The sequence below is a fragment of the Mesorhizobium sp. M1423 genome, from assembly GCF_040317575.1.
GTDB lineage: Bacteria > Pseudomonadota > Alphaproteobacteria > Rhizobiales > Rhizobiaceae > Mesorhizobium.
In genome coordinates, this window is the sequence record NZ_JAMYKU010000018.1 from 14,940 (window position 1) to 39,559 (window position 24,620).

A 24,620-nucleotide genomic window follows, 5' to 3' on the forward strand; every position below is an offset into this window, starting at 1 on the left:
GCAGCTAGAGCGGGATGCGTTCAAATTGACCGTGCATCCCGCTCTAGCTATCTATTTTAGTCGCATTTGTGCGACGCCGTGTGATTCCACTTGGCTGCGAAATGCTCGAGTCTTCCCGTCATCCCCCGTACGGGGGATGCGGATGCTCCGATTTGTCGAATAGGCTGATCCTTTGGTCCCAAACGGGCTTTGCACGCCCAATTTGGAGACCCAAAACGGAGGGTTGGCTATGGGAAATCTGTTACGCAGCTTTGCGATGATCCTGCTTGTCGCGGGTATGGGATTGTCGGCGGTGCATCTGAGCGACGCGCAGGCAGCCAAGAAAGTTGTCGCCGGTGCGAAGGTCGACGCCAAGAAGATCAAGGATCTCAACGGCACGGTCAATCTGTCCACCAGTGACTGCAAGCTGCTGTTGAGCGGCACCGTCGTCGAAGTCTCGGATGGCAGGTGCGGGGCTTCCGGCAAATATTGCAAGAGCAGCGCCGGCTCGGCCTGCATCACCGAGCAATAACATGGCCAATGTTTAGCCGGCCTGGCGGATCTCCGCCTGTTCCTCGGCCCGGAAATGGCTGGGCGGCGATCCGATGACCCGCTTGAAGGCGCGGCTGAAGGAGGCGTCGGATTCGTAGCCGAGGCGCGCCGCGACGACGGAAATCTTGAGCCGGTCGCGGACCAGCCATTGCCGCGCCTGGTGCATCCGTACCTGCGTGACGTACTTTGCCGGTGTTTCGCCGACAATGGTTGCGAAGCGCTCGGCGAAACCTGATCGTGAGGCGCCCATCATCTTCGCCAGAGCCACCACCGTCCAGTCGCGGTTCGGTTCCAGATGGATCGCGGCGAGCACCCGACCGATCTCGCGGTCCCTGACGGCCGCAATCCATCCGGAAGAGTCGCCGCAGCCGCGCTCGACCCATGAGCGGATGACGGTCGCGGCAAGCACATCGGCTAGCCGCGCCAGGATGCCGCCGGAGCCGACGCGCTCCATCGTCACCTCGCGGGCCATCGCCTCCAGCAAATGCGGGATACCTGGCTCATAGGCTTCCAACTCATGCGCGCGCATCACGTCCGGCATCATGCCGAGCAAGGGGTGCAAGCCATCGAGATTGAAATACATGCTGCCGAAAAACAGCAAGGTGCCCGGACGGCAGCCGGGCACGCCGTCATTCGACATGCAATAGACACCCTTGCAGATCTCCTCGACCTCATAGCCGTGGATCGGCGCCGCCTCGATACCCGGCTCGCTCGCCAGCGTGTGGGCTGAACCGCGCGGCAACAACACAGCGTCGCCCGCCTTGAGCTCGACCCAGTCGCCGGACGGCTGCAGCAACCAGCAGCCTTTGCTACCGATGAAATGAAACCGTGCCGCCGCCTGAGCCGGAAAATGGATGCCCCAGGGTTCCTTCATCTCGCAACGGCCGTAATCGACGCCTTCGAGGCGCAATCCGCGCAATATGTCTGTCAGTGGATCACCGGTGACAGGGATTTTGGACGAACGGTCAAGCATAATGGTGTTTCTAGCATGGAAACTCCGGACAGTCACTCCCTATGTTGCACTGCAGCCAGATGCTGCGCTGCAACCAGATCGGAGATCCCTCATGACCGAACCCGCGACAGGCGTCATGGACGCCGTTCTCGACGCATCGGAAACCGGCGAACGGTCCGAGCCCGCATGGGGAGCGGTGGTCTCCCTGGCGCTCGGAGTCTTCGGCCTGGTGACCGCAGAATTTCTGCCGGCCAGCCTGCTGACGCCGCTTGCGCAGGATCTCGGCATCACCGAAGGCGCCGCCGGGCAGGCGGTAACGGCCACCGCCGTCATTGGCGCGATTGCGGCGCCGACCATGGCCATTGTCACCAAGCGGCTGGACCGCAGGCTGGTCATGTGGGCGCTGACGGTGCTGCTTGTGCTGTCAAATCTGGTAGCCGCGTTTGCGTCGTCGCTTCCCGTTCTTCTGATCGCCCGCATCATGCTTGGCATTAGTCTCGGTGGCTTCTGGTCGATGTCGGCAGCCATGGCGATGCGGCTCGTTCCGATGCGGCTGATGCCGCGCGCCATGTCGATCATCCTCACCGGGGTTTCGGTGGCGACGGTCTGTGCGGCTCCGGTCGGCGCATATGTCGGCGACATCTGGGGATGGCGGACGGCCTTCATGATCGCCGCCGTGGTCGGCGCGCTGGCGCTGCTGGTGCAGGTGGCTACCATTCCGAAGCTGCCACCGGCAGGTACGGCAGGTTTTCGCACGCTGCTGGAGGTGATGAAGCGGCCGATGATCAGGGTGGCACTGCTGGTGGTCCTGCTGGTCGCCTCGGGACACTTTGCCGGCTTCACCTATGTCCGCCCGTTTCTCGAGAAGGTGCCCGCGCTGGACATCGAGACGATCTCGCTTGTGCTGCTCGCCTACGGCATTGGTGGCTTCTTCGGCAATTTTGCCGGCGGCTTCATTGCCGAACGCAGCCTCAGGGCAGCCGTCAGCCTGGCGCCTCTGCTGATCGCGTTTTCGGCGCTCCTGCTGCTGGTGGTCGGAGGCTCACCCGTCGTGGCTGCAATAGCGGTGGCCAGCTGGGGCGTTGCCTTCGGTGCCGTTCCAGTCGGGCTGCAGACCTGGCTGGTGCGGGCCGCCCCCGATCAGGCGGAAAGCGCCGGCGGGCTGATGGTTATGACGTTCCAGGTCGCCATCGCGTTGGGCGCCGTCTTCGGCGGCCTGCTGGTCGACAATACCGGCGTTGCCAGCGCCTTCGCCTATTGCGCGGCGGCGACGTTGCTTGCGGCACTGGCGGCGTTCTTACTTGGCCCCAAGGCGATCGACGGTCCCAAGGCCTAAAGCGCGTCGCACTCGATCGGCCTTATGCGACGCGCTTTAGATTCTTTTTTTTATGCATGTCGTTATCACAAAACCGCTGCACACTTTTGCGCGACATGCATTAGACGGAACGGCCGTCGAAGTCGAAGACCGGCACCGCGGCGACGTCCAACGCCTCGATGCAATGGATATTGATATAGGCACTTCGCCCGCTCCCTTCGCCGACATCCTCGGCGAAGGGGTGGATGCCGCAGCTGCGGCAGAAGCGGTGGGCGATGACATGGTTGCCGAAGCTGTAGCGGCCGAGATCATCGCCCCAGGCAAGCACCCGCATGCTCTCATGCGGCACTGCCCATAGCAGTGCACCCTTGCGCGAGCAGATCGAGCAATTGCACCGTACGGCTCCGGTCAGCTCGCCTTCGACCTCGAACGCGACCTTGCCGCAGTGGCAGCTGCCTTTGTAGAGCATCGGGCCTTCCTCCTTCGGTTCGACAGGTGCAAACCCGACCGTGCCGGGTTATGTCTCCTGCGGCCAGTTTGTGGCTGCTACATTAAGACGTTGCAAGCGTGCGGAGTCCGACACCGAAAATGCAATCAGCCCGTGATCGCCTCGAAAAAATTGTTTCGCGTCTTGCTGCTCGCGTGGGCGATGAGAGCGTTTTCGTAAAGCTCTATCCTGAAGCAGCACGGGCGGCGGCCGACGCCGCCGATGCGCGGCGAAAAGCCGGCGTCACGCTCGGGCCGCTCGATGGGGCTATCGTCTCGATCAAGGATCTGTTCGATGTCGCTGGCGAGCCGACCACGGCGGGCTCGCTGCTGCTCGCCACCGCAGCGCCGGCGCTGCGGGATGCCATTGTCGTGCGACGGCTGCGCCAGGCCGGTGCGGTCATCCTCGGCAAGACCAACATGACCGAGTTCGCCTTTACCGCGATCGGCGTCAACCCACATTACGGCACGCCCGGCAATGCAAGTGATGCCAGCCGTATTCCGGGCGGCTCGTCCTCAGGCGCCGCGGTTTCGGTCGGCGAGGGCACCAGCCAAATCTCTATCGGTTCCGATACCGGCGGATCGGTGCGCATTCCGGCATCGTTGAATGGCGTCGTCGGTTTCAAGCCGACGGCGCGGCGCGTGCCGCTCGCGGGTGCGTTTCCGCTGTCGGCCACGCTGGACTCGATCGGTCCGCTGGCCCGCACCGTCGCCGAATGTGCGGCGGGCGATGCGGTGATGGCGGGCGAAAACCTGGCGGCACTGTTGCCGCTGCCGCTGGACGGCCTGCGCATCGGTATTCCGCGCGGCGTGCTGTTCGATGATACGCAGGAAGAGGTCGCGACGACGTTCGACCGGTGTCTGCGCAAGATAGAGCTTAGCGGCGCACGGCTTGTGGAGCGGTCGATCGACGACCTGCTTGCCGATCTGCGCGCGGCAACCCAACGCGCGTCGATCGCGGCGATGGAAGGGGCGGAGATCCATGCCGACTGGCTGGCGACGGGAGCGACGACGCCGGTCGACCCGCGGGTAAGCGGGCCATTGTCGCGCGCCGGCGCCATTCCGGCCACGGTCTATATCAGGGCAATGCGCCGTCGCGCAGCACTTGCCGCCGCGATGGATGACCGGCTGGCGTCGGTCGACGTGCTGGCCCTGCCGACCACGCCGATGGCCGCGCCGACGATCGTCTCGATGACCGGCGACGAGGCCCTGTGCGACAGGACGGAAGGCCTTCTGCTGCGCAACACGCAGGTCGCCAACCAGTTCGATCTTTCAGCCATCTCGCTGCCGATGCCCGGAATGATGCGTCCGGCCGGGCTGATGCTGGTGGCGCGCAATGGCCATGACCACCACCTGCTGCGTATCGCAGCGGGGGTCGAGGCACTGCTTGCAAATTGATCCGATAGCGCGTGTCAGCGCGACGAGCAGTGGCCGCGTTCGCTATCCTTGGCGGCGCGTTCGATGCCAGTCGCGACCAGCCAAGGCAGGGTGTATCGCTTGCCGTTGAAGGTCCGGGTGCGGTTCTCGATCGAGCCGACAACAACGACCTTGCCGGCATAGAGCTTGTCCGAAAGATCGAGGCCCTTGTCTTGCTGCGGCAGGCGATCGATGTCGATCGAAACGCCTTTGACGAACTTGCCGGTGTCGAGGTCGAGCGCGCTGTTCGATGGACAGGGTGCCATCACGCAGCGCAAGCCGTTGTCGCAGAACACGTAGCTGCCCTGTCCGTTGGCCAAGGCATGCGCCGCCGCCATGCAGACACTGGCGGTCAGCAGGAATTTTGTGGTGTTTCCCATACCGGCAACGTCGCTGGCGAATTCGGGAAAATTGAGGCGTAGCCTTTGCTTAGAAATCGGCAGGGAACCGCCGCCGGTAGTGCTCGACCACTTCGGGATTGCGCAGATTGACCGGCAATCTGTTGGCCAGCACCAGCAAGGCTTCGCCAGCCGCGCCGACGCCCATGCGCATCATCGACTGTTCGGTGATCCCGGCCATGTGCGGGGTGACGATGACGTTGTCGAAGCCGAAGTAGGGATGGTTGGGCGGCAGCGGTTGTGTCGCAAAAACGTCGAGCGCGGCGCCGCCGATGCGGCCCTTCTGCAAGGCCTCGATCAGCGCGTCGTCGTCGATCACCGGCCCGCGCGAAACATTGATTAGCAGCGCATCCGGCTTCATCCGGTCAATACGTTCCCGGCTAATCAGCCCCCGCGTTTCGGGCGTCAGCGGGCAGCACAGAACGATGATGTCGCTCTGCTCGATGAGCGCATCGATCGACAAGAAGCCGACGCTGTCCGGCGCCGGCTGCATGCTGCGCGTCGTTGCCACCACATTCAGATCGAAACCATGGGCGGCGATGTGGCCGACCGCCTGGCCAATTGCGCCGAGGCCGACAATGCCGATCGTCTTGCCGGCAAGCTCATTGGCCATGACGGTGTGTTCGCGGCCGGCCAGCCAGCCCTTCGCCCGCAAGTCGCGGTCCAACACACGAAAGCGCCGAAGCAGCGCCAGTGCCGCGAACATCACATATTCGGCGACCGAGCGCGCGTTCACTCCCGGAACGTTCGCCACCAGCACGCCCGCCGCGTTGGCCGCTTCCATCGGTACCATGTCCAGCCCGGCGCCGTGGCGGATCGCGGCCCTGAGCCTGGTCGCGCCTTCGAAAAGCGCCGCAGGCAACGGAGCGCGAACAATGATGACATCGGCGTCCCTTGCCTCGGCGGCCAGCGTGGCCGCGTCGAGAGCGGAGGCAACGACGAGTTCGCCGGCCCCTGTCAGCATGGAAGAGGCACGGGGGTGCAGTCTGTGTGTCGACAGGATCTTGGGCATTTCAGGCCTTTTCGAGCGCTGGGCTTTGCGGTTCCGCCTCACGCCCCTCGATCAGCCCCTTCCAATAGCTTTCGGCGCCTTGCAGATGAGCGCTCATCAGCGCCTGGGCGAGGTTGCCGTCGCGGCGCAGCAGCGCCTCGTAGATCTGGATGTGCTCGGCATGCGAGCGCACGCTGCGTTCGGGATCGTTGAAATAGATCGGCAGGCGCATCTCGCCCATCATGTAGTAGACGCTGCAGACATTGTGGAACACACTGTTCTTGGTCGCCCGCACGATCTCGAGGTGGAACTCGCGGTCTTCCCTGGCAAGGCCTTCGCCGGCCGCTATGCGATCCTCTGAGGCCTTCAGGATCTCGCGCAGCCGCTCGAAATTCTCCTCGGTGGCGCGGGAACAGGCAAGTTCGGCGGCCTTGATCTCGTGGATCTTCCGCAACTCGACCGTCTCGTAGATCTGGACAGGATCGAGCGGCAGGCCGGCGCGGGCGAACAGCGCCATAGCCTCGACGCTCGCCTGCTTTGTATCGATGTAGATGCCGGACTTCGCCCGTCGTTCGACGATGCGCATGGCCTCGAGAATGGCCAGCGCCTCGCGGATCTGACCGCGGCTGACGCTGAAATGCTCTGCCAGTTCGCGCTCCGACGGCGTGCGGCCCGTCTCCTTGTCCGAATGGGAGAACAGGTAGGCGGCGAGTTCCGCGAGAAGGTTCTTTTCTTTCATGTCAGCCGTGTTGCGCGTGCGCCTCCAGGAACCGCTCCGAAATAGTGAATCCCAGCCCGGGTCTATCAGGGATCGCTACCATACCGTCCTTTGCTTCGACAGTCTCTTCGATCAGATCGTGGATCATCGGGTTGGCCCCGAGTGAATATTCGACGGTGAAGCTCGCCGGCGAAGCGGCGCAAACATGCAGCCCGGCAAAAAAGCAGGGCGCGCCCGCCCAAAGGTGCGGCGCAAAGCGCAGATTGAAGGCGCTGGCGATGGTTCCGATCTTCATCGCCTCGCTGATGCCGCCGCAAAAGGCCGGATCCGGCTGGAAGATATCGGCGGATTTGAGTACGGCGAGATCGCGGAAGGCGTAGCGCGTCGCCTCACTCTCGCCGGTGGCAATCGGGATCGAGCCGCAGGCGCGCACCTCAGCCATGCCGCGCTTGTCGTCGGCGATCACCGGCTCCTCGAACCAGGCGAGATCGAGGTCGCCGGCGAGATGGATGAAGCGCTTGGCTTCGGCCACCGTGTAGGTGCCGTGCGCGTCGACCATCAGGTCGATGTCGGGACCGAGCGCCTGTCTTGCAGCGCGGACGCGGGCGGCGGAGACGTGCGGGGCGCCGTCCATGGCGCCGACGCGCATCTTCAGCGCCTTGAAGCCGCCCTTGGCGACGTAGGATTGCAGCTGATCGCCGATGGCTTCCGCAGTGGCCCAGCCGCCGGAAGCATAGGCCGGCATGCGGTCCAGCTTGCGGCCGCCGAGCAGTCGCCAGACCGGAACGCCGAGTGATTTGCCGAGAATGTCCCACAATGCGATGTCGACGGCGCTGATAGCGGCGATGCTCATGCCGCGTCGCGCCAATTGCGGCATGGCGTGGCCGGCGCGGGCGGCGCTGTCGTGACGCGCGCCATTGTAGAGCATCTCCCAGATGACGCCGATGTCGGCCGGGTCGAGGCCGACCAGCTGCGGCCCGACCTCATGGTTCAGCAAATGGACAAGGGCGCCGTAGCTGCCGGCGCTGCCGGCGGCGTTCTTGCCTTCGCCCCAGCCGACAAGCCCGTCGTCGGTTTCGATGCGCAGGATGGCGGCGTCGAACGTCGCCACCTGACCGAAGTCGCTGCGGTGCTGCTTCGCGGCTTCGATCGGTATGCGAACCCACCAGGCTTGGACCGTCTTGATGCGCATGTTCATCCTCGGCCCGGCCGCTGTGAGGCGGAAGGGCTTTTTCCAAACGGCTTGGCTACTTGATCAGCGGCAGCAGCGTTTCCGCATTGATGCGCATCTGGTCAGTGTAGAATTTTTCCGTGAGCACGCTGGAGCCGTGGTCCTGAATGAATTTCAGCTGCTCTGGCGAGATGTCGACCGGATTGCGTTCGACCATGTCGGGATAGGGGGCTGCCGGCGTGCGGTCGACTGGGGCGACGAATTCATTGGTCAGCGCGCCGTCATAGCCGATCTCCTTCAGCGTGCCGACAATCTTCGGCCAGTCGATCTGCCCGAGGCCGGCAGCGAAGCGGTTGTTGTCGGCGACATGGAAGTCGTACAGGCGCTTGCCGACCTGCCGGATGGCGTCATAGACGTTAAATTCTTCCATGTGGATGTGGTAGGCGTCGAGGCAGACGCCGCATTCGGGGCTGACCGCATCGGCAAGGGCCAGTGCCTGGGCGCCGCGGTTGAACAGGTAGGTTTCGAAGCGGTTGAGCGGCTCGACCGCGATCTTGACGCCGACCTTCTTGGCGTGGGTGAAGCATTCCCGGGTGGCGTCGACCACCCATTTCCATTCCTCTTCCTCGGTGCCGTCCGGCACGACCTTGCCGACGGTGGCGGGAACCAGCGTGATGATCTCGCCGTCGAGCTCGCTGACCATGGTCAGCACGTCCTTGACATATTGCACCGAGCGCTCGCGCTGGCCCTGGTCCTTGGCGGCGAGATTGCGCTCGCCCAGCATCAGCGTCACCGCTCCCCAGCAACGGATGCCGTACTCGTTCAGCAGCGCGCGTGTTTCCTTGGTCTTGTACTGTTCGGGTTCGCCGGAAATCTCGATCGACTCATAGCCGAATTTCTTGATGCGCTTGAGCGTCGTTTCCAGCGGCTCCGCCCGCATCCAATTGTGCGTCGAAAGATGCATGGTCTATCCTTCCCAGAATCGCCTGTACCAGTTCGCCTGCGACGCACTCTGCCGAAGTGCGCTGCATGATTCCTCCCCAAGGCCTCCCAGCATTTTTTTGGCAAACTGGTTCGACCAATTGGGCTTGATGGGAGGTCTACAGTAATTTCATCTGGACGGCAAGAAGTGCTACCATCAAGCGCCGTCTCTTGCTTACAGCATTGATTACGTTGAATTATGTTGGGCAGCTCGGCATGGTTGCAGGACTACGGCCGCGCGTCAAATGGCTTGACCAGATTTCGGCATTTGGTAATACCAGAATAGCGGCGCCGAGCGCGCTGTGCAAAGAGACCAAAGAGGCTGGCCCTGTTTTCAATCGGCGCTATGCTTGGTCGCGAAACATAGGGAGATGCCGATGCCGACGACGATGAAGGGGCCTGGTCTGTTCCTGGCGCAGTTTGCGGGCGACGCCGCTCCGTTCAACTCGCTGGCCTCGATCACCAAATGGGCGGCCGGTCTGGGCTACAAGGGCGTGCAGATCCCGACATGGGACGCCCGGCTGTTCGATCTCGAGAAGGCAGCGTCGTCGAAGGCCTATTGCGACGAGGTGAAGGGCATCTGCGCCGATGCCGGCGTCGAGATCACTGAACTGTCGACGCATCTGCAGGGTCAGCTGGTGGCGGTGCATCCGGCCTACGACGCACAATTCGACGGCTTCGCTCCACCTGCGGTGCACAACAATCCAAAAGCCAGGCAGCAATGGGCGGTCGAGCAGATGAAGTTCGGCGCCAAGGCGTCGAAGAATCTCGGGCTCAAGGCGTCGGTGTCGTTTTGCGGGGCGTTGGCCTTCCCTTACCTCTACCCGTGGCCGCAGCGGCCGGCGGGATTGATCGAGGAAGCATTTGCCGAACTCGGCAAGCGCTGGAAGCCGATCCTCGACGTCTATGACGAGAACGGCGTCGATGTCGGCTACGAAATCCATCCGGGCGAGGACGTGTTCGACGGCGCGACATTCGAGATGTTCCTCGATGCGGTCGGCGGCCACAAGCGCTGCAACATCAACTACGACCCGTCGCACTTCCTGCTGCAGCAGCTCGATTATCTCGAATTCATCGACATCTACCACGAGCGGATCAAGGCGTTCCACGTCAAGGATGCCGAGTTCAATCCGACCGGGCGGCAAGGCGTCTATTCGGGCTACCAGAGCTGGACCAACCGTGCCGGGCGGTTCCGCTCGCTCGGCGACGGACAGGTGGATTTCGGCGGCATCTTCTCCAAGCTTACCCAATACAACTATGATTCATGGGCGGTGCTGGAATGGGAATGCTGCCTGAAGCACCCGGAGGATGGTGCTGCCGAGGGCGCTCCCTTCATCCAGCATCATATCATCAGGGTTACGGAAAAGGCATTCGACGATTTCGCCGGCGGCACGACCGACAAAAAGGTGCTGCGCGGGATGATGGGGATCTAACACAGCTTTCCCTCCCCCTTGAGGGGAGGGTCGATCCGCGCAGCGGATCGGGGTGGGGTCGCTGGGTTGAGCTCGGCATTGACCGACCCTCCCGGCCCTTCGGGCCACCCTCCCTCAAGGGGGAGGGGTATCTCAGACAACGAGGGAGAAAATCATGGTCGGCGCATCGAAGGCGGAAACCGGGGGCGGTCCGATCCGCTACGGCATGGTTGGCGGCGGACAAGGCGCCTTTATCGGCGCGGTGCACCGCATCGCGGCGCGCATGGACAACGAGTTCGTGCTGGTCGCCGGCGCGCTGTCATCGAATCCGGAGCGCGCCAAGGCCTCGGCGGCCGAGCTTGGGCTCGATCCGGCACGCAGCTACGGCTCCTATGCCGAGATGGCCAAGGCGGAGGCCAAGCGGCCGGACGGCATCGAGGTGGTCGCCATCGTCACGCCGAACAATGTGCACGTGCCGGCTGCCAAGGCTTTTCTCGAGGCCGGCATCCACGTCATCTGCGACAAGCCGCTGGCGACGACGCTGGCCGAGGCAAAGAAGCTGGCGGCGCTGGTCGAAAAGACCGGCAAAGTGTTCGTGCTGACGCATAACTACACCGCCTATCCGATGGTGCGGCAGGCACGCGAGATGGTGGCCAAGGGGCAGCTCGGCGATATCCGCATCGTGCAGTCGGAATATCCGCAGGACTGGCTGACCGAGGACCTGGCCGCCACCGGCCAGAAGCAGGCTGCGTGGCGCTCAGACCCCAAGCAGGCGGGTGCGGGCGGTGCGCTGGGTGATATCGGCACCCATGCCTACAACCTTGCCCGTTTCGTCTCCGGGCTGGAGCTCGATTCGTTGTCGGCCGATCTCGATGCCTTCGTGCCGGGGAGGCTGCTCGACGACAACATCAATGTGCTGCTGCGCTTCAAGCCGGTCGGCGGGTCGCACCCGGCCAAGGGCATGGTCTGGGCCAGCCAGGTGGCGCCCGGCCACGAGAACGGGCTGAAATTGCGTATCTACGGCTCGAAGGGCGGGCTCGAATGGGTGCAGGCCGACCCGAACTATCTCTGGTACACGCCGTTCGGCGAGCCGAAGCAGTTGATTACCCGAAATGGCGCCGGCGCGCTCCCCGTCGCGGGGCGCGTCAGCCGCGTCCCGCCAGGGCATCCGGAAGGCTATCTCGAAGGTTTCGCCAACATCTACCAGGAAGCCGCGCGGGCTATTCGTGCGGCGCGCCGGACGGGCGGCAAGCCGGCTAAGGATGTCGTCTTCCCAACCGTGCAAGACGGCGTCGAAGGCATGGCCTTCATCGAAGCCTGCGTGAAGTCGTCTAAGAAGAATGGGGCGTGGACGAAGCTTTGAAGGGGTGGTGATATTCAGGTCAGGCCGAGCCGAAAATGGCAGTTTTCCTGCGCTTCCGGTGCTCACGTACCAAAAGTACGCTCCGCTCCGGTTCTCGGAACCTACCATTTTCGGCTCGGCCTGACCTGAATCTACCACTCCTCGGGGGCGATCGAGCGAATGAAGGGAGGGGCGTCGATGAAGATCGGCATGTGCATGCTGTTGTGGACGACGGCCGTGTCGAAAAAACACGAGCCGCTGTTGAGAGACATCAAGACGACCGGCTTCGACGGCGTCGAAATACCGGTCTTCTCCGGCGCGCCGGACGGCTACAAGAAGCTCGGTGATCTGCTCGACCGAATCGGGCTGCAACGCACCGCCGTCTCGGCCATGGGCGATCCGGCGATGAACCTGATCTCGCCGGATGCCTCGACGCGCAAGGCCGGTATCGACTACATGAAATGGGCGATCGACTGCGCGCAGGCGCTTGGCGCAGACACGTTGAGCGGCCCGTTGCATTCGACGCTCGGGGCCTTCTCGGGCAGCGGGCCGACGGCGGCCGAGAAAAAACGTTCGATCGCTTCGCAACGCGCTATTGGCGACCATGCCGGCAACAAGAGCGTCACCATCGGGCTGGAGGCGCTCAACCGCTTCGAATGCTATCTGCTCAACACGATGGACGATTTGTCGGAGCATATCGACGCGATCGACCGGCCGCACATCAAGGCGATGTACGACACCTTCCATGCCAACATCGAAGAGGCCGACCCGATCGGCGCCTATACACGCAACCGCAAGAACGTCGTCCATATCCACATTTCGGAGAACGACCGCGGCGTGCCGGGCCGCGGTCACATCCCCTGGAAGGAGACTTTCTCCGCCATCCGCGAGAGCGACTATGACGATTGGCTGACGATCGAGGCGTTCGGCCGCTCGCTGAAGGATCTGGCCGCGGCCACCAAGGTGTGGCGCGACTTTTCCGAAGGCCCGGAAGCTGTTTACCGCGACGGCTACAGGCACATCAGGAGCGGCTGGAAGAAGGCGGCCTAACTGCCGCCGGCGCAACGCGGCCGTCACCCCTGGCCGGCCTGGATCCTGTTGTAGTCGTGGATCGTCCTGCTCAAGCGGCGGCGCAGGAAATTGGAAATGTTGTCGAAGATGAAAACGACGAGCAGGACCAAGAGCACCATGTAGAAGACATTGGCCCAGTTGGAGTTGGTGCGCATCGCTTCCCAAAGCTTCAGGCCGATACCGCCGGCACCGACAGCGCCGATGATCGTTGCGCCCCTGGTGTTGGATTCCCACTGGTAGAGCGTCTGGCTGATGAAGACCGGAATCACTTCCGGCAGCACGCCATAGCGCTGCACCAGCAAGCCGTTGGCGCCGGTCGACTGGATGCCCTCGCGCGGCTTGTCGTCGATGTTCTCGAGGCCTTCCGAATAGACTTTGCCGAGCGTGCCGATCTCGGTGAAGAAGATCGCGGCGCTGCCGGCAAGCGGGCCCGGGCCGAAGGCGCGGGTGAAGAACAGCGCCCAGATCAGCATGTCGACCGAACGCATGAAATCGAAGAAGCGCTTGAGCACCTGACTGATCACGCCGCTCGGGGTGATGTTGCGGGCGGCAAAGAAGGCGAGCGGGAAGGCGACGATGCCGCCGAGCAAGGTGCCGAGAAATGCCATGACGATGGTCTGGGACAGCTTCGTCCAGACATCGCCATGCTGCCACTGGGCGTTGTACCAGATATTGTCGGCGGCCAGCGTGATGTTAGATGTGCCCGGCTTGAGCTGGGGTCCGGACATCAGCAACGAGACCACCTCGCCGGGCGACTTGCCGAAGAAGGGCGAGCGTGTGTCGAAGACGAAATTCGCCCAGCCGAGGAAGCGCTTGCGGACCTTGACGCGATCGACGGTTATGCGGACCTCGCCGGCAAAGCCCATCCTGGCGACGATTTCGTCGTCGTGTGCGGTGATCCAGTCCGGCACCAGGCCGGATATCACCGGCTTGCCGCTGGCCAAGGACACCGGCACCGTCTGGCCATTGGCGACCAGCATCGCCTCGGTCTTGTCGAAGGTAACCGATTTGGCCCGGCCGTCGATCAGAATGGTGTAGGAGCCGTTCGCACTGGTGATGACCCAGTCGGGATGAGGATCTTCGCCGAGCGCGGAAAAACGCGGGTATTTGGGCGTGATCTGAGGCTGATCGAAACGGAATTCCGGCTGCAGATCGTAGCTGATCCATTGCGTCAGAAAGAGCGGCAGGCGCTCCCAGTGGGATTCCCTCAGAACTTGCGGCAGGCTGAAGAACCACAAGGTGTAGACGAGGTAGAGCAGGATGCCGGCGAACAGGACCAGCGGGCCGAAGCGTTTGTACAGGGGCCGCCGGAACACATGGGGGAAGCGCTCCTCGATCGACTGCATCTCATCGGCGGTCATTGCGGCCATGCTCAGGCGCCCATCATGAAAGCCTGCTCGCCGACGAGCTTGCGGCGAAGCCAGGCAGAGAACTGATCGACGAGGAAGATGGTGGTGAACAACAGCAGCACCAGAGCCAGCGTCTTGGCGCCGAAGCCGCGCGAGATGGAGAGCTTCAGCTCCTCGCCGATGCCACCACCCCCGACCGCGCCGATGATGGTCGAGATGCGGACATTGATCTCGATCCTGAGCAGCGTGTAGGACGTGAAATTGGGCAGCACCTGCGGCAGGGCAGCGAAGCGCATGCGCTCGAACCAGTTGGCGCCGACGGCGCGCAGGCCTTCTTCGGCGCGCATGTCGATGTTTTCGTTGATCTCGTAGAAGAGCTTGCCGAGGGCGCCGATCGAATGCAGGCCGATGGCGATGATGGCTGCGACCGGGCCGGTCGAGAGGATGGCTGCGAACAGGCCGGCAATGACGATCTCCGGGAAGGCGCGAAGCAGTTCCATGAAGCGCTTGACGACGAGCCTGAGCACCGGACTGGGCGTCAAGTTGCGCGCCGCGATGAAGGAGAAGGGCACCGCAAAGACGAAGCCGATGAAAGTGGAAACCAGCGCCACGTTGAGCGTGGTGAGCATCAGCTCGAAATATTCGGGTAGATAAAAGCCGCGCCAGAGATAGACGCGGCCAAGCGGGAAGTTGAACTCCTGGCTGCCTTTGTCGTGCGGCGATGCGATGTCGAACAGCGCGCGCCAGACGTCATTCCAGTCCTTGGGAACAAGCCAGCTAAGGAAATCCAGTATGTGCGGCAGCCGATCGAAGAAATGTCCGGCATTGGCCTCGTCGGCGAACCACATGGCTGTGCACATGGCAACAAGCAGCAAGCCGATGCCGAGCGCGGTGTAGAACCGGCGCAAGGACGTCTGGCGTCGCCAGGTGTCGGCCGTCCGCCGGGTCGCGTCTGAACGGATCGTGGCTGAGATGGTCATGATCGGCATGCAAAAAGGGCGGCGCTGGTAAGGCCGCCCTTTTCAATTGCATTCACCCGCCGATCGCGGCTTTGCGGGCTTCGACGATGACGCTGTAGAAGTCCGGCTTCACTGGAACGTAGCCAGTGAAATCGCCGCCTTCGATGGCTTCGAAGCAAGGCTTGTCCTTGGCCGGCAAGCTGGTGAAGAAGTTGGCGAGCTTGGCGCTCATATCGCCGCCGAGCGCGGTGCGCACGACCAGCGGGCCATTCGGGATCAGGCCGGAGCGCCAGACTTCGACGAAGTCGTTGGGGTCGACGGCGCCCTTGGCGACTTCCTTGTGGAAGGTGCCGGACGTGTAACCGTTCTTGAAGTCGCCGATGCCCGAGGAGTCGTCAACCGCCACGTCGACCTTGCCGTCGCGGACGGCGAGAAGGTTGTTCTCGTGGCCGCCATTGAACTGGGTCGAGGCGAAGAAGGTTTCGTTCGAAGCGCCGGTGTCCTTCGGGATCTGGGTCAGCGGGATCAGATAGCCCGACGTCGAATCCGGGTCGGCATAACCGAGCTTCTTGCCCTTGGCCGATTTGATGTCGGTGATGCCGGACGACTTCAGCGCCAGGCCTATCGAATAATAACCGGTCGCACCGTCGGTCTGCTGGGTGGTGAGGATCGGGGTCACCGCGTTCGGATCCTTGAGGTAGACGCTGGCATAGCCCGACGCACCAAGCTCGGCGAAATCGAGCGTGCCGCCGAGCAGGCCCTGGATGACGCCGTCGTAGTCGGCGGCCGGGAACAGCGAGACCTTCTCGAAGCCGAATTCGGACGTCAGGTGATCGGCGAGGCACTGAAAATTGCGCAGCCGGTCCGCTTCATTTTCACCGCCAAGGATACCGATGCGGAATTCCTTGATATCCTGGGCGTGAGCGGCACTGGCCGCGATGGCGAGCAATGAAACCGCGCCAAAAACCATCTTCCTGAACATTGGGTCTCTCTCCTTTGATCCGGCCTCGCGCCGGTTGCGATCGAATTTTGACGAGTGCCTTTGACGCGGGCGGCGATCAGGCCGTTCTCAATAACCAGGAAACGCTGGCTCGAGCGGTCCGGCGGATGCAGCGATTTTCTGTTTGATGGCGACACTGGTCGAGGTGATGGCCTCGGAGATTTCGCCGCCATTGCTGTCGGCGCCATAGACCATGCGCACCGCCTCGCGATTGAGGTCTTCGGGCGGGCCGTCGAAGACGACCTTGCCGGCGGCCATGCCGATGATGCGGTTGCAATAGTTGCGCGCCGTATCCAGCGTATGCAGATTGGTGATGACGGTGATACCCTCGCGCAAATTGATATCCTGCAGCGAATCCATCACCACTTTGGCGTTGAGCGGATCGAGCGAGGCAATCGGCTCGTCGGCGAGCAACACCTTCGGCTGCTGCATCATGGCACGCGCGATCGCAACGCGCTGCTGCTGGCCGCCGGAAAGCGTGCCGGCGGGCTGCAGCGCGGTGCGGGCGATGTCCAGGCGCTCGAGGGCTGCAACCGCCTCGGCGCATTCGTTGCGGGAGAACATGCCGAACAGGTTGGACAGGGTCGAGCGGTGGTTGAGCCGGCCGAGCAGCACATTGGTCAGCACATCGAGGCGCGGCACCAGATTGAACTGCTGGAAGATCATGGCACAGTCGCGTTGCCAACGCCGGAGCGGCGAGCCGCGCAACCCGGAAACCTCGACGCCGTCGAACAGGATGGATCCCTGGCTGGGATCGATGAGGCGGTTGATCATGCGCAGAAGGGTCGATTTGCCGGCGCCGGAGCGGCCGATGACGCCGACCATCTGTCCTTGCGGGATCGAGATGTGAACATTGCTGACGGCGGTGTTCTTGCCGAACCGGCGGGTGACGCCGCGGATTTCGAGCGTAGCTGACATGGTGCAGGCTCCAGTCCAATCGCAATTGAAGGTCTGTTAACCCTCGCTAGCGCAGCTACGTGAACCTGCGGTGTCTGATTGATGTCAGTTTTGTTACCGCCCACAGCCTGGAGCGGGGCGGGATCAACTCGGCGCGAGAAGCTCGAATGGTGAATGGTGATAAGAAAGGCTTTCCTGAGCCTCGAAATTTATTCGCTGCCCGCCATTACCATTCACGATCCTTAGCCACCATACTTCTCCAGAAAAGCCTCCGCCGACAGCTCCCGGAAATCGTCGAGCGCGGCGCGCAGCCTTGCATGATCCCAATCCCACCAGGCGAGCGCCTGATAGCGCTCCGCGGTGCGGCGGTCGAAGCGCTCGCGGATCGGCTTGGCCGGTACGCCGCCGACGATGGTGTAGGGAGCGACGTCCTTCGATACCACTGCGCCGGCACCGACCGCCGCACCGTCGCCAACGGTGACGCCGGGCAGGACGGTCGAGCCATGGCCGAGCCAGGTGTCGTGGCCGATGGTGACGCGTTTGGCGCGGCGCTGAGCGAAGAATTCGCTCTCGTGCTCGGCGTCGTCCCAATAGTCGGAGGCGCGATAGGTGAAATGGTGCAGCGTCGGCCGCCAGGTCGGATGATTGGTGGCATTGATGCGGACGCTGGCGGCGATGTTGGCGAATTTGCCGATTGTCGCGCACCAGACGCTGCAGTCCTGCATCATGTAGGAATAGTCGCCGATCATGCTTTCCGAAACCCGGCTTCGGTCGGCGATCTCGGTCCAGCGGCCGAGCGTCGAGTTCTCGATCTCCGCCGTCTCGTGGACCAGCGGGGCCTCCGACAATTTCCTGGTCATGCGGCGATTTTCCCAGCGGCGAAGGCGGTCACGTCTATGATGCGATCGGCGACGGCTTCGCGCACGTCGTAATCGTGGAAGATGCCGAGCAAAGCGACGCCCGCCGCCTTCTTGGCGGCGATCAGGGAAATCACCACGTCCCGGTTCTTCGCATCAAGCGAAGCGGTCGGCTCGTCGAGCAGCAGGATCGGATGCTCGGTGATGAAGCCGCGCGCGATGTTGACGCGCTGCTGTTCGCCGCCGGAGAACGTCGCCGGCGGCAGCGCCCAGAGTTTTTCCGGCAGGTTCAATTGGGCCAGCAAGTCGCGTGCCTTGCCGCGCGCGGCTTCGCGCTCCTCGCCGCGCTCGACCAGCGGTTCGGCGACGACATCGAGCGCCGAGACGCGCGGCACGGTGCGCAGGAACTGGCTGACATAGCCGATCGTGAGCCGGCGCACGGCTAGCACGGTGCGCGGGCTGGCCGTGGCGAGATCGATGAGCCCGTCCTCGTGCTGGACGATGATCTGGCCTGCGTCGACGGCATAATTGCCGTAGAGCATTTTCAGGATCGAGCTCTTGCCGGCGCCGGACGGGCCGCCGAGCACGGAGCATTCGCCGGCCCTGATCGCGAAAGAGACACCGGCGACGACAGGCAGTTTGATGCCGTCGCGCAGATGCATGGTGAAGCTCTTGGCGACATCGGAGACGACGAGCGGGGTTGCCATCAGAGGGTGCTCCATTCGCCAGTCGTTTGCGGGCCAACACCCCCCTCTGGCCTGCCGGCCATCTCCCCCTCAAGGGGGGAGATGGGCAGCCTGACTATCTCGCTCGTTCTGCAACGTTGTAGGATGGCGAAACCGGGAGTGATAGCCAATCTCTCCCCTTGAGGGGGAGATGCCAAGCGATGCCAAAGAGGGCAGGCCAGAGGGGGGTACGCCGGAGCAATCATCGTCACACCTGCAGAATCGAGGAGACAAGCAACTGGGTGTAGGGCGCGCGCGGATCGTCGAGGACGCGGTCGGTGAGGCCGCTTTCGACAACACGGCCGTCCTTCATCACCATCATGCGCTGCGACAACAGCCGCGCCACGGCGAGATCGTGGGTGACGACGATGGCCGCCAGGCCGAGATCGGTGACCAGCCCCCGCAGCAGATCGAGCAGGCGTGCCTGTACCGAAACGTCGAGGCCACCGGTCGGCTCGTCCATGAACACCAGCCGCGGCCCTGTGACCAGGTTGCGGGCGATCTGCAGGCGCTGGCGCATGCCGCCGGAGAAGGCGCGCGGCTCGTCGTCGATGCGGTCCTCGTCGATCTCGACGCGCGACAGCCAGTCGACCGCCGTCGCGCGGATCCTGCCATAGTGGCGGTCGCCGACCGCCATCAGCCGTTCGCCGACATTGGCGCCGGCCGACACCGTCATGCGCAGCCCGTCGGCGGGGTTCTGATGGACAAAGCCCCAGTCGGTGCGCATCAGGAAGCGGCGCTCGGCCTCGCTCATGCGGTAAAGCTCACGGAACTGGCCGTCGCGCATGCGGTAGCTGGCGGTGCCGGAGCTGGGCAGCAGCCGAGTCGACAGGCAGTTGAGCAAAGTCGTCTTGCCGGAACCGGATTCGCCAACCACCGCCAGCACCTCGCCCGGCCACAGGTCAAAGGTGACGTTCTCGCAGCCGACGCGCGCGCCGTAGAATTTGGACAGCGCCGAAACGCGCAGCAGCGGTGCGTCGGTCATTCAGCTGGCTCCATTTTTCCTGGGGCAAGATGGGTCTCGGGCGCGAGGTGGCCGCGATGGCCTTCGGCGCGCCGCTTCTCGCAATGATCGGTATCGGAGCAGACGAACATGTGGCCGCCATGGTCGTCGAGGATGACCTCGTCGAGATAGACGTTCTCGGCCGCGCACAGCGCGCAGGGCTGGTCGAAGGTCTGCACTTCGAAGGGATGATCCTCGAAGTCGAGGCTGACCACCTCGGTAAAGGGCGGCAGTGCATAGATGCGCTTTTCACGGCCGGCGCCGAACAATTGCAAAGCCGGCGAACGATGCATCTTCGGATTATCGAATTTCGGCGTCGGCGAGGGGTCCATGACATAGCGGCCCTCGACCTTGACCGGGTAGGCGTAGGTGGTGGCGATGCGGCCGTGCTTGGCGATGTCCTCGTAGAGCTTCACATGCATGAGGCCGTATTCCTCCAGCGCATGCATTTTGCGCGTCTCGGTCTCGCGCGGCTCGAGGAAGCGCAGCGGCTCGGGGATCGGCACCTGATAGACCAGCACCTGACCGGCACTCAGCGGATATTCAGGGATGCGGTGGCGCGTCTGGATGATGGTCGCCTTGGCCGTCTCGGTGGTGACGGCGACATTGGCGACCTTCTTGAAGAAAGCGCGGATCGAAACCGCATTGGTGGTGTCGTCGGCGCCCTGGTCGATGACCTTGAGTACATCGTCCGGGCCGATGATCGAAGCGGTGACCTGCACGCCGCCGGTGCCCCAGCCATAGGGCATCGGCATTTCGCGCGACGCGAACGGCACCTGATAGCCGGGGATGGCAATGCCCTTGAGGATGGCGCGGCGGATCATCCGCTTGGTCTGCTCGTCGAGATAGGCGAAGTTGTAGGTGGCGATGTCGGTCGGTTGTCCGGTCATTCGGCGGCCTCCCTCTTCTCTTCGGCCTTGCCGGCGTTTTCGCGGGCGTCGTGCGCGGCGCGCATGCGGCGCACGAGGTCGAGCTCGGCCTGAAAATCAACATAGTGTGGCAGCTTCAAATGCTCGACGAAGCCGGTCGCCTGGACATTGTCGGAATGCGAGATGACGAACTCTTCGTCTTGCGCGGCGGCGACGACATCTTCGCCGAATTCGGTTGCACGAAGAGCGCGGTCGCATAGCGCCATGGCCATCGCCTTGCGCTCGCTCTGGCCGAAGACGAGGCCGTACCCGCGGGTGAATTGCGGCGGCGCCTTGGCCGAGCCCTTGAACTGGTTGACCATCTGGCATTCGGTGACGCGGATGCTGCCGAGCGGCACGGCAAAGGGCAGTTCCGGCACGTCCAGTTCCAGTTCGACCTCGCCGATACGAACCTCGCCGACGAAAGGATGGTTGCGCGCATAGCCGCGCTGGGTGGAATAGCCGAGCGCCAGCAGAAACCCCTCGTCACCGCGCGACAGCGCCTGCAGGCGGATATCACGCGCCATCGGGAATTCGAGCGGCTCGCGGGTGATGTCGCCGGGGACATGATCCCCGGGCATGTCGCCGTCGGGTTCGATCAGGCCTTCGCGAGCGAGGATGGCCGAGACGCGCGGCATCGCCTCCGCTTCGCCTGCACGCTGCTCCGGTTCGGCGACTTCGCCGCCGGCGGCAAGCTCGGGATCGAGCAGCCGGTGGGTGTAGTCGAAAGTCGGGCCGAGCAACTGCCCGCCGGGCAGGTCCTTGTAGGTCGCCGACACGCGCCGTTCGACCAGCATCGAGCCGGTTTCGATCGCCCTGGTATAGCCGAAGCGCGGCAGCGTCGTGCGATAGGCGCGAACCAGGAAGATCGCCTCGATCATGTCGCCGCGCGCCTGGACGATGGCGAGTGCCGCCAATTCCCTGTCGTAGAGCGAACCTTCGCTCATCACCCGGTCGATGCCGAGCGCCAGCTGCTCGACGATCTGGTCGAGCCGAAGTGCGGGCACCGAGCGATCGCCGCGCCGGCGGTCGGCGAGCAATTTGTGGGCGTTGCGGATGGCTGCTTCACCGCCTTTTACCGCGACATACATCCTACGCCTCCATCGTCTTAATGCGCGTCGTGCGCGGCAGGCAGGCAATTGCGTCGGACGTGGCGAGGATGATGTCGACACCCCGCGGAAAGCGCTGATTGTTCTGCTTCCATTGCTCGACGAAATGACGCGGCATTTGCGCCGGCGCGATCGTCGCCGTCTTCTCGATGCCCGGGCCTTCGAGCAGCAGCGGAGCGCCGGAGACGAGATCGCCGACCTCAAGGATCAGCGTCGTCGAACGATCGGGATAATCCTGGGTGCCTTGCGAAAACCCGTCGAGCGCCATCATCTCGGCCGGCGTGGCAATCAGCGCGAAATGCGCGTCGGCCGGGGTGTTGGCCAGCGGCGCGCCGGTATGGAAGCCAAGCCAGGATTTCACCGCCGCCGACCCCTGCAAAGCCGGGTCGAGCCAGAGCGGCGTGTCGTTGTCGCACAGCGCCAGAGCAATGGCACCGGCGGTGGCCGACAGCGGCACGGGGGGGTGGGCGAGGGCCGGCAAGGGCTGCACGCTGCCCGGCCGCGCCATCGCGTCCATCACAGCGCGGAATACGGTCTGCGCGTTGAATACCGGATCGGCGAAGCCGCCTTCGATCGATTGAGTGGCGAGGTCCATCAGTCTTCTCCGCGCACCATTGTGAAGAAATCGACCTTGGTCGCCGCCGTCTCGGCGCGGCGCTGGTCACGGGCCTTGGCCAGTGCCGCCTGCAAGGGCGCGACGAGCCTGGTCTCGACCCCGTTGCGGTGGGCCGGGTCCTGCCACAGCGCATCGGCGATTGCTGCCAGCCTTGCCTTCTGCTTGTCGCGGCCGAGCGCATAGCAGTGGCCGACATGGCCGGACGCAAGCCGCACCGTGGCACGGGTGACCGTCGCCTCGCCGACATTGAACGGCGCGCCGCCGCCGCCGATGCGGCCGCGCACGGTAACCAGGCCGGTTTCGGGGCCACGCAGAAGTTCCGCTTCACAAGGCAGGCCGGCTTCGTCCCAGAGGCGGACAATGTCGTCCCCGGCCGATTGCGCCAGCGTCGCCATTACGGCCTTGCGCTCGGCCTGCTCTCGCGCTTCCCGTCCTCGCATGGCCGCTACTCCTCGTCTGCGTGCATTTGTCGATTGATATAGACAACTATACAAATTATATCTATTATCTAGCGCGTGTCTATGACGTGTACGTGACACGGGCCAAAAGGTCGGCGCAAAGATTGGGGCGGGAAATGATCGGGCAAGCAAACAGCATCGAGCGGCGCAGCGGTGTCGCGCTATGGCGGCAGATCGCCGACCAGATCCTGCACTCGATCGCCGTCGGCGATTTTCCCGAGAATGCCGCGCTGCCGCCGGAGGTGGCACTTGCCGAACGCTATGGCGTCAACCGCCATACGGTGCGCAGCGCTATCGCAGCCCTGGTGCAGGAGGGTGTGCTCAAGGCGGAGCAAGGGCGTGGCACCTTCGTGCTGTCGCGAAAGCGGCTGTCCTATCCGATCGGCGCCCGCACCCGCTTTTCCGAGGGATTGCAAGGACAGGCGTCCGAGCGGCATATCACCTTGCTCGCCTCATCGGTCGAGCCGGCCAACCGTCGTGTCGCAGAGGGCTTAGGCCTTGCGCAGGGGGCCGACGTGATACGCCTGGAAACGCGGGGCGAAGCCGATGGAATGCCGGTGTCCCGCGCTGCCGGCTGGTTCGATGCCAGGCGCTTTGCCGGCATCGATGCTGCCATGGCAGAAACCGGTTCGATCACGGCATCGCTGGCACGTTTCGGCATCGACGACTATCTCCGGCAATCGACCGTGCTGTCGGCGCGCCATGCCGATGCCGCCGACCTTGCCGACCTCGACCTGCAGCCCGGCGCCATCGTGCTGGTGACGGTCGCCGTCAACGTCACGCCCGACGGTCAGCCGATCCAGTTTTCGGAGTCGCGCTTCCCGGCCGAGCGCATCGAACTCAAACTGTCGGCGCTTTGAGACGCGGCTATCGTTGTGTCATCCGACCTGGATGACCGCCTTGATCAGCCCGGATTTCTCATGTGCCCAGCGGGCGAGGTCGCGCGGCGTCTCGCCAAGCGTGGTGCGGTGGGTGACTAGCTTTGCCAGCGGCACCGCACCGTTGCGGATTGAAGCGGCGACATGGTCGAAATCGGCGCGCAGAGCGTTGCGGCTGCCGATCAGCATCATCTCGCGCTTGTGGAATTCGGGATCGGAAAAGGCGATGTCGTCCTTGACGACGCTGACCAGCACCAGCGTGCCGCCATGCGCGACATGGGCGAAGGCCGACTGCACCGACTGGGTGTTGCCGGTGGCGTCGAAGACCGCGTCAAAACCATCGCCGTCGGTCGCCTGCCGCACCAGATCAGCGGCGGCGCCCTGCGAGCCGTTGAGGGTCGCGAAGCCGAGTTCGCTTTCGGCGAAACCCAGCCTCTCGGCACTCATGTCGAGCAGCGTCACGTCGAGCCCGGCGATGCGGGCGAACAGCGCCGTGCCGAGCCCGATCGGGCCGGCGCCGATGACCAGCGTGCGCGCACCTGGATCAGCCAGCGAGCGCCGCACGGCATGGGCGCCAATCGCCAGGAATTCGACGGCTGCCGCATCGCCCAGCGACAGGCCGTTTGCCGGATAAAGATTTTGCGCCGGCACCAGGATCTGCTCGCACATGGCGCCGTCGCGATGGACACCGAGCACCTCGATCCTGACGCAGCAATTCGGCTTGCCTTGCCGGCAGGCGATGCATTTGCCGCAGGCGAGATAGGGATTGACGATCACCGGCTCGCCGACGGTGAGATCGACGCCCTCGCCAACCTCGATCACGGTGCCCGAAACCTCGTGGCCCATGATGCGGGGATAGGCGAGGAACGGGTGCTTGCCGTCGAAAATGTGATAATCGGTGCCGCAGATGCCGACATGGTTGACCGCGACCAGCGCCCAGCCCGAGGGCGGCGCGCCAGGCGCCGGGCGATCTTCCAGGACAAGTTCGCCGGGCGAGCGGCAGACGACGGCTTTCATGCTTCAATCCAGTCGGTTCATGGCACCGCCGGCTCTGCTGTTGCGAGGCCGGCGGCTGTT

At 63.7% G+C, this 24,620-nt stretch carries 26 protein-coding genes; 7 read left to right on the forward strand and 19 right to left on the reverse strand.

The window, feature by feature from the left end; translation table 11 throughout:
• The first annotated feature begins 229 nt into the window (after positions 1 to 229).
• Entirely contained in the window at positions 230 to 511 is a 282-nt protein-coding gene (locus tag NKG95_RS21605) for a hypothetical protein (protein ID WP_353042446.1), read from the forward strand.
• 12 nt (positions 512 to 523) lie between these two features.
• On the opposite strand, the gene NKG95_RS21610 is transcribed toward NKG95_RS21605, so the two are convergent.
• Entirely contained in the window at positions 524 to 1,504 is a 981-nt protein-coding gene (locus NKG95_RS21610) for an AraC family transcriptional regulator (RefSeq protein WP_353042448.1), read from the reverse strand.
• A 91-nt stretch (positions 1,505 to 1,595) separates the two neighbouring features.
• Here NKG95_RS21610 and NKG95_RS21615 point away from each other — a divergent pair, with 91 nt between their 5' ends.
• Complete coding sequence (locus NKG95_RS21615) at positions 1,596 to 2,819, forward strand: MFS transporter (protein WP_353042449.1); 1,224 nt, start codon at positions 1,596 to 1,598, stop codon at positions 2,817 to 2,819.
• 100 nt (positions 2,820 to 2,919) lie between these two features.
• Here the strand turns inward: NKG95_RS21615 and NKG95_RS21620 are convergent, their stop codons facing one another.
• Complete coding sequence (locus NKG95_RS21620; protein WP_352483636.1) at positions 2,920 to 3,267, reverse strand: GFA family protein; 348 nt, start codon at positions 3,265 to 3,267, stop codon at positions 2,920 to 2,922.
• A gap of 119 nt (positions 3,268 to 3,386) precedes the next feature.
• Between NKG95_RS21620 and NKG95_RS21625 the strand changes: the two genes are divergently transcribed.
• A complete protein-coding gene (locus NKG95_RS21625; RefSeq protein ID WP_353042452.1) occupies positions 3,387 to 4,682 on the forward strand; it encodes an amidase in 1,296 nt (431 codons plus the stop codon).
• Positions 4,683 to 4,696: 14 nt separating this feature from the next.
• Here the strand turns inward: NKG95_RS21625 and NKG95_RS21630 are convergent, their stop codons facing one another.
• From NKG95_RS21630 to NKG95_RS21650, 5 genes are read right to left on the reverse strand one after another with little or no spacing between them, the layout of a single operon-like run.
• Positions 4,697 to 5,080: a hypothetical protein gene (locus NKG95_RS21630; protein ID WP_353042454.1), complete on the reverse strand. Its 384-nt coding sequence runs from the start codon at positions 5,078 to 5,080 to the stop codon at positions 4,697 to 4,699.
• A gap of 49 nt (positions 5,081 to 5,129) precedes the next feature.
• Entirely contained in the window at positions 5,130 to 6,110 is a 981-nt protein-coding gene (locus NKG95_RS21635) for a hydroxyacid dehydrogenase (protein ID WP_353042456.1), read from the reverse strand.
• A 1-nt stretch (position 6,111) separates the two neighbouring features.
• Complete coding sequence (locus tag NKG95_RS21640; RefSeq protein WP_352483633.1) at positions 6,112 to 6,828, reverse strand: FadR/GntR family transcriptional regulator; 717 nt, start codon at positions 6,826 to 6,828, stop codon at positions 6,112 to 6,114.
• Between the two features lies 1 nt (position 6,829).
• Positions 6,830 to 7,999: a mandelate racemase/muconate lactonizing enzyme family protein gene (locus NKG95_RS21645; protein ID WP_352495521.1), complete on the reverse strand. Its 1,170-nt coding sequence runs from the start codon at positions 7,997 to 7,999 to the stop codon at positions 6,830 to 6,832.
• A gap of 55 nt (positions 8,000 to 8,054) precedes the next feature.
• Positions 8,055 to 8,942 carry a sugar phosphate isomerase/epimerase family protein gene (locus NKG95_RS21650; protein WP_023721982.1) on the reverse strand — a complete coding sequence of 296 codons (888 nt, stop codon included), beginning with the start codon at positions 8,940 to 8,942 and terminating at the stop codon, positions 8,055 to 8,057.
• Positions 8,943 to 9,336: 394 nt separating this feature from the next.
• Between NKG95_RS21650 and NKG95_RS21655 the strand changes: the two genes are divergently transcribed.
• From NKG95_RS21655 to NKG95_RS21665, 3 genes are all read left to right on the forward strand, one after another.
• Positions 9,337 to 10,392, forward strand: a complete 1,056-nt coding sequence (locus tag NKG95_RS21655; RefSeq protein WP_031194931.1) for a sugar phosphate isomerase/epimerase family protein — start codon at positions 9,337 to 9,339, stop codon at positions 10,390 to 10,392.
• A 154-nt stretch (positions 10,393 to 10,546) separates the two neighbouring features.
• Positions 10,547 to 11,734, forward strand: coding sequence for a Gfo/Idh/MocA family protein (locus NKG95_RS21660; RefSeq protein ID WP_023721980.1), 1,188 nt, complete (start codon positions 10,547 to 10,549; stop codon positions 11,732 to 11,734).
• A 177-nt stretch (positions 11,735 to 11,911) separates the two neighbouring features.
• Positions 11,912 to 12,763 (forward strand): sugar phosphate isomerase/epimerase family protein, encoded by an 852-nt coding sequence (locus tag NKG95_RS21665; RefSeq protein WP_352483631.1) that lies wholly within the window; start codon positions 11,912 to 11,914, stop codon positions 12,761 to 12,763.
• Positions 12,764 to 12,786: 23 nt separating this feature from the next.
• Here the strand turns inward: NKG95_RS21665 and phnE (NKG95_RS21670) are convergent, their stop codons facing one another.
• From phnE (NKG95_RS21670) to phnG, 11 genes are all read right to left on the reverse strand, one after another.
• Positions 12,787 to 14,154, reverse strand: coding sequence for a phosphonate ABC transporter, permease protein PhnE (gene phnE / locus NKG95_RS21670; protein ID WP_353042458.1), 1,368 nt, complete (start codon positions 14,152 to 14,154; stop codon positions 12,787 to 12,789).
• A 2-nt stretch (positions 14,155 to 14,156) separates the two neighbouring features.
• Positions 14,157 to 15,113 (reverse strand): phosphonate ABC transporter, permease protein PhnE, encoded by a 957-nt coding sequence (phnE, locus tag NKG95_RS21675; protein ID WP_031194926.1) that lies wholly within the window; start codon positions 15,111 to 15,113, stop codon positions 14,157 to 14,159.
• 52 nt (positions 15,114 to 15,165) lie between these two features.
• Positions 15,166 to 16,074 carry a phosphonate ABC transporter substrate-binding protein gene (gene phnD / locus NKG95_RS21680; RefSeq protein WP_023721976.1) on the reverse strand — a complete coding sequence of 303 codons (909 nt, stop codon included), beginning with the start codon at positions 16,072 to 16,074 and terminating at the stop codon, positions 15,166 to 15,168.
• Positions 16,075 to 16,161: 87 nt separating this feature from the next.
• On the reverse strand, positions 16,162 to 17,010 hold the full coding sequence (gene phnC / locus NKG95_RS21685) for a phosphonate ABC transporter ATP-binding protein (protein WP_023721975.1): 849 nt from the start codon (positions 17,008 to 17,010) through the stop codon (positions 16,162 to 16,164).
• A gap of 221 nt (positions 17,011 to 17,231) precedes the next feature.
• A complete protein-coding gene (locus tag NKG95_RS21690; RefSeq protein ID WP_352483629.1) occupies positions 17,232 to 17,849 on the reverse strand; it encodes a DapH/DapD/GlmU-related protein in 618 nt (205 codons plus the stop codon).
• Positions 17,846 to 18,553 carry a phosphonate C-P lyase system protein PhnL gene (gene phnL, locus NKG95_RS21695; RefSeq protein ID WP_023721973.1) on the reverse strand — a complete coding sequence of 236 codons (708 nt, stop codon included), beginning with the start codon at positions 18,551 to 18,553 and terminating at the stop codon, positions 17,846 to 17,848. The genes NKG95_RS21690 and phnL overlap by 4 nt, the downstream gene beginning before the upstream one ends.
• Before the next feature lie 226 nt (positions 18,554 to 18,779).
• Positions 18,780 to 19,556: a phosphonate C-P lyase system protein PhnK gene (gene phnK / locus NKG95_RS21700; RefSeq protein ID WP_353042460.1), complete on the reverse strand. Its 777-nt coding sequence runs from the start codon at positions 19,554 to 19,556 to the stop codon at positions 18,780 to 18,782.
• The gene (locus NKG95_RS21705; protein ID WP_352549395.1) at positions 19,553 to 20,464 is read right to left on the reverse strand and encodes an alpha-D-ribose 1-methylphosphonate 5-phosphate C-P-lyase PhnJ; all 912 of its coding nucleotides are present in this window, start codon (positions 20,462 to 20,464) and stop codon (positions 19,553 to 19,555) included. Before NKG95_RS21705 ends, phnK begins: the two co-directional genes overlap by 4 nt.
• Positions 20,461 to 21,573 (reverse strand): carbon-phosphorus lyase complex subunit, encoded by a 1,113-nt coding sequence (locus tag NKG95_RS21710; protein ID WP_353042462.1) that lies wholly within the window; start codon positions 21,571 to 21,573, stop codon positions 20,461 to 20,463. The genes NKG95_RS21705 and NKG95_RS21710 overlap by 4 nt, the downstream gene beginning before the upstream one ends.
• A gap of 1 nt (position 21,574) precedes the next feature.
• Complete coding sequence (phnH, locus tag NKG95_RS21715) at positions 21,575 to 22,186, reverse strand: phosphonate C-P lyase system protein PhnH (RefSeq protein WP_352495514.1); 612 nt, start codon at positions 22,184 to 22,186, stop codon at positions 21,575 to 21,577.
• Positions 22,186 to 22,647, reverse strand: coding sequence for a phosphonate C-P lyase system protein PhnG (gene phnG, locus NKG95_RS21720; protein ID WP_023721968.1), 462 nt, complete (start codon positions 22,645 to 22,647; stop codon positions 22,186 to 22,188). The genes phnH and phnG overlap by 1 nt, the downstream gene beginning before the upstream one ends.
• A 134-nt stretch (positions 22,648 to 22,781) precedes the next feature.
• Between phnG and phnF the strand changes: the two genes are divergently transcribed.
• A complete protein-coding gene (phnF, locus tag NKG95_RS21725; RefSeq protein WP_352483624.1) occupies positions 22,782 to 23,525 on the forward strand; it encodes a phosphonate metabolism transcriptional regulator PhnF in 744 nt (247 codons plus the stop codon).
• Positions 23,526 to 23,543: 18 nt separating this feature from the next.
• Here phnF and NKG95_RS21730 read toward each other — a convergent pair whose 3' ends face one another.
• Positions 23,544 to 24,560 carry a zinc-binding alcohol dehydrogenase family protein gene (locus NKG95_RS21730; protein ID WP_352495512.1) on the reverse strand — a complete coding sequence of 339 codons (1,017 nt, stop codon included), beginning with the start codon at positions 24,558 to 24,560 and terminating at the stop codon, positions 23,544 to 23,546.
• Positions 24,561 to 24,620: the final 60 nt, after the last annotated feature.

What these genes read in the sequence shown, in the direction of transcription:
- phnE (WP_353042458.1), bottom strand. Translation starts at nt 14,154, where the DNA reads ATGGCCGCAATGACCGCCGATGAGATGCAGTCGATCGAGGAGCGCTTC.
- NKG95_RS21655 (WP_031194931.1), top strand. Translation starts at nt 9,337, where the DNA reads ATGCCGACGACGATGAAGGGGCCTGGTCTGTTCCTGGCGCAGTTTGCG.
- phnH (WP_352495514.1), bottom strand. Translation starts at nt 22,186, where the DNA reads ATGGACCTCGCCACTCAATCGATCGAAGGCGGCTTCGCCGATCCGGTA.
- NKG95_RS21665 (WP_352483631.1), top strand. Translation starts at nt 11,912, where the DNA reads ATGAAGATCGGCATGTGCATGCTGTTGTGGACGACGGCCGTGTCGAAA.
- NKG95_RS21625 (WP_353042452.1), top strand. Translation starts at nt 3,387, where the DNA reads ATGCAATCAGCCCGTGATCGCCTCGAAAAAATTGTTTCGCGTCTTGCT.
- phnF (WP_352483624.1), top strand. Translation starts at nt 22,782, where the DNA reads ATGATCGGGCAAGCAAACAGCATCGAGCGGCGCAGCGGTGTCGCGCTA.
- NKG95_RS21640 (WP_352483633.1), bottom strand. Translation starts at nt 6,828, where the DNA reads ATGAAAGAAAAGAACCTTCTCGCGGAACTCGCCGCCTACCTGTTCTCC.
- phnE (WP_031194926.1), bottom strand. Translation starts at nt 15,113, where the DNA reads ATGACCATCTCAGCCACGATCCGTTCAGACGCGACCCGGCGGACGGCC.
- phnC (WP_023721975.1), bottom strand. Translation starts at nt 17,010, where the DNA reads ATGTCAGCTACGCTCGAAATCCGCGGCGTCACCCGCCGGTTCGGCAAG.
- NKG95_RS21650 (WP_023721982.1), bottom strand. Translation starts at nt 8,942, where the DNA reads ATGCATCTTTCGACGCACAATTGGATGCGGGCGGAGCCGCTGGAAACG.
- NKG95_RS21705 (WP_352549395.1), bottom strand. Translation starts at nt 20,464, where the DNA reads ATGACCGGACAACCGACCGACATCGCCACCTACAACTTCGCCTATCTC.
- NKG95_RS21630 (WP_353042454.1), bottom strand. Translation starts at nt 5,080, where the DNA reads ATGGGAAACACCACAAAATTCCTGCTGACCGCCAGTGTCTGCATGGCG.
- phnG (WP_023721968.1), bottom strand. Translation starts at nt 22,647, where the DNA reads ATGCGAGGACGGGAAGCGCGAGAGCAGGCCGAGCGCAAGGCCGTAATG.
- NKG95_RS21605 (WP_353042446.1), top strand. Translation starts at nt 230, where the DNA reads ATGGGAAATCTGTTACGCAGCTTTGCGATGATCCTGCTTGTCGCGGGT.
- NKG95_RS21710 (WP_353042462.1), bottom strand. Translation starts at nt 21,573, where the DNA reads ATGTATGTCGCGGTAAAAGGCGGTGAAGCAGCCATCCGCAACGCCCAC.
- phnD (WP_023721976.1), bottom strand. Translation starts at nt 16,074, where the DNA reads ATGTTCAGGAAGATGGTTTTTGGCGCGGTTTCATTGCTCGCCATCGCG.
- NKG95_RS21645 (WP_352495521.1), bottom strand. Translation starts at nt 7,999, where the DNA reads ATGCGCATCAAGACGGTCCAAGCCTGGTGGGTTCGCATACCGATCGAA.
- NKG95_RS21690 (WP_352483629.1), bottom strand. Translation starts at nt 17,849, where the DNA reads ATGACCAGGAAATTGTCGGAGGCCCCGCTGGTCCACGAGACGGCGGAG.
- NKG95_RS21620 (WP_352483636.1), bottom strand. Translation starts at nt 3,267, where the DNA reads ATGCTCTACAAAGGCAGCTGCCACTGCGGCAAGGTCGCGTTCGAGGTC.
- NKG95_RS21615 (WP_353042449.1), top strand. Translation starts at nt 1,596, where the DNA reads ATGACCGAACCCGCGACAGGCGTCATGGACGCCGTTCTCGACGCATCG.
- NKG95_RS21660 (WP_023721980.1), top strand. Translation starts at nt 10,547, where the DNA reads ATGGTCGGCGCATCGAAGGCGGAAACCGGGGGCGGTCCGATCCGCTAC.
- phnK (WP_353042460.1), bottom strand. Translation starts at nt 19,556, where the DNA reads ATGACCGACGCACCGCTGCTGCGCGTTTCGGCGCTGTCCAAATTCTAC.
- NKG95_RS21635 (WP_353042456.1), bottom strand. Translation starts at nt 6,110, where the DNA reads ATGCCCAAGATCCTGTCGACACACAGACTGCACCCCCGTGCCTCTTCC.
- phnL (WP_023721973.1), bottom strand. Translation starts at nt 18,553, where the DNA reads ATGGCAACCCCGCTCGTCGTCTCCGATGTCGCCAAGAGCTTCACCATG.
- NKG95_RS21610 (WP_353042448.1), bottom strand. Translation starts at nt 1,504, where the DNA reads ATGCTTGACCGTTCGTCCAAAATCCCTGTCACCGGTGATCCACTGACA.
- NKG95_RS21730 (WP_352495512.1), bottom strand. Translation starts at nt 24,560, where the DNA reads ATGAAAGCCGTCGTCTGCCGCTCGCCCGGCGAACTTGTCCTGGAAGAT.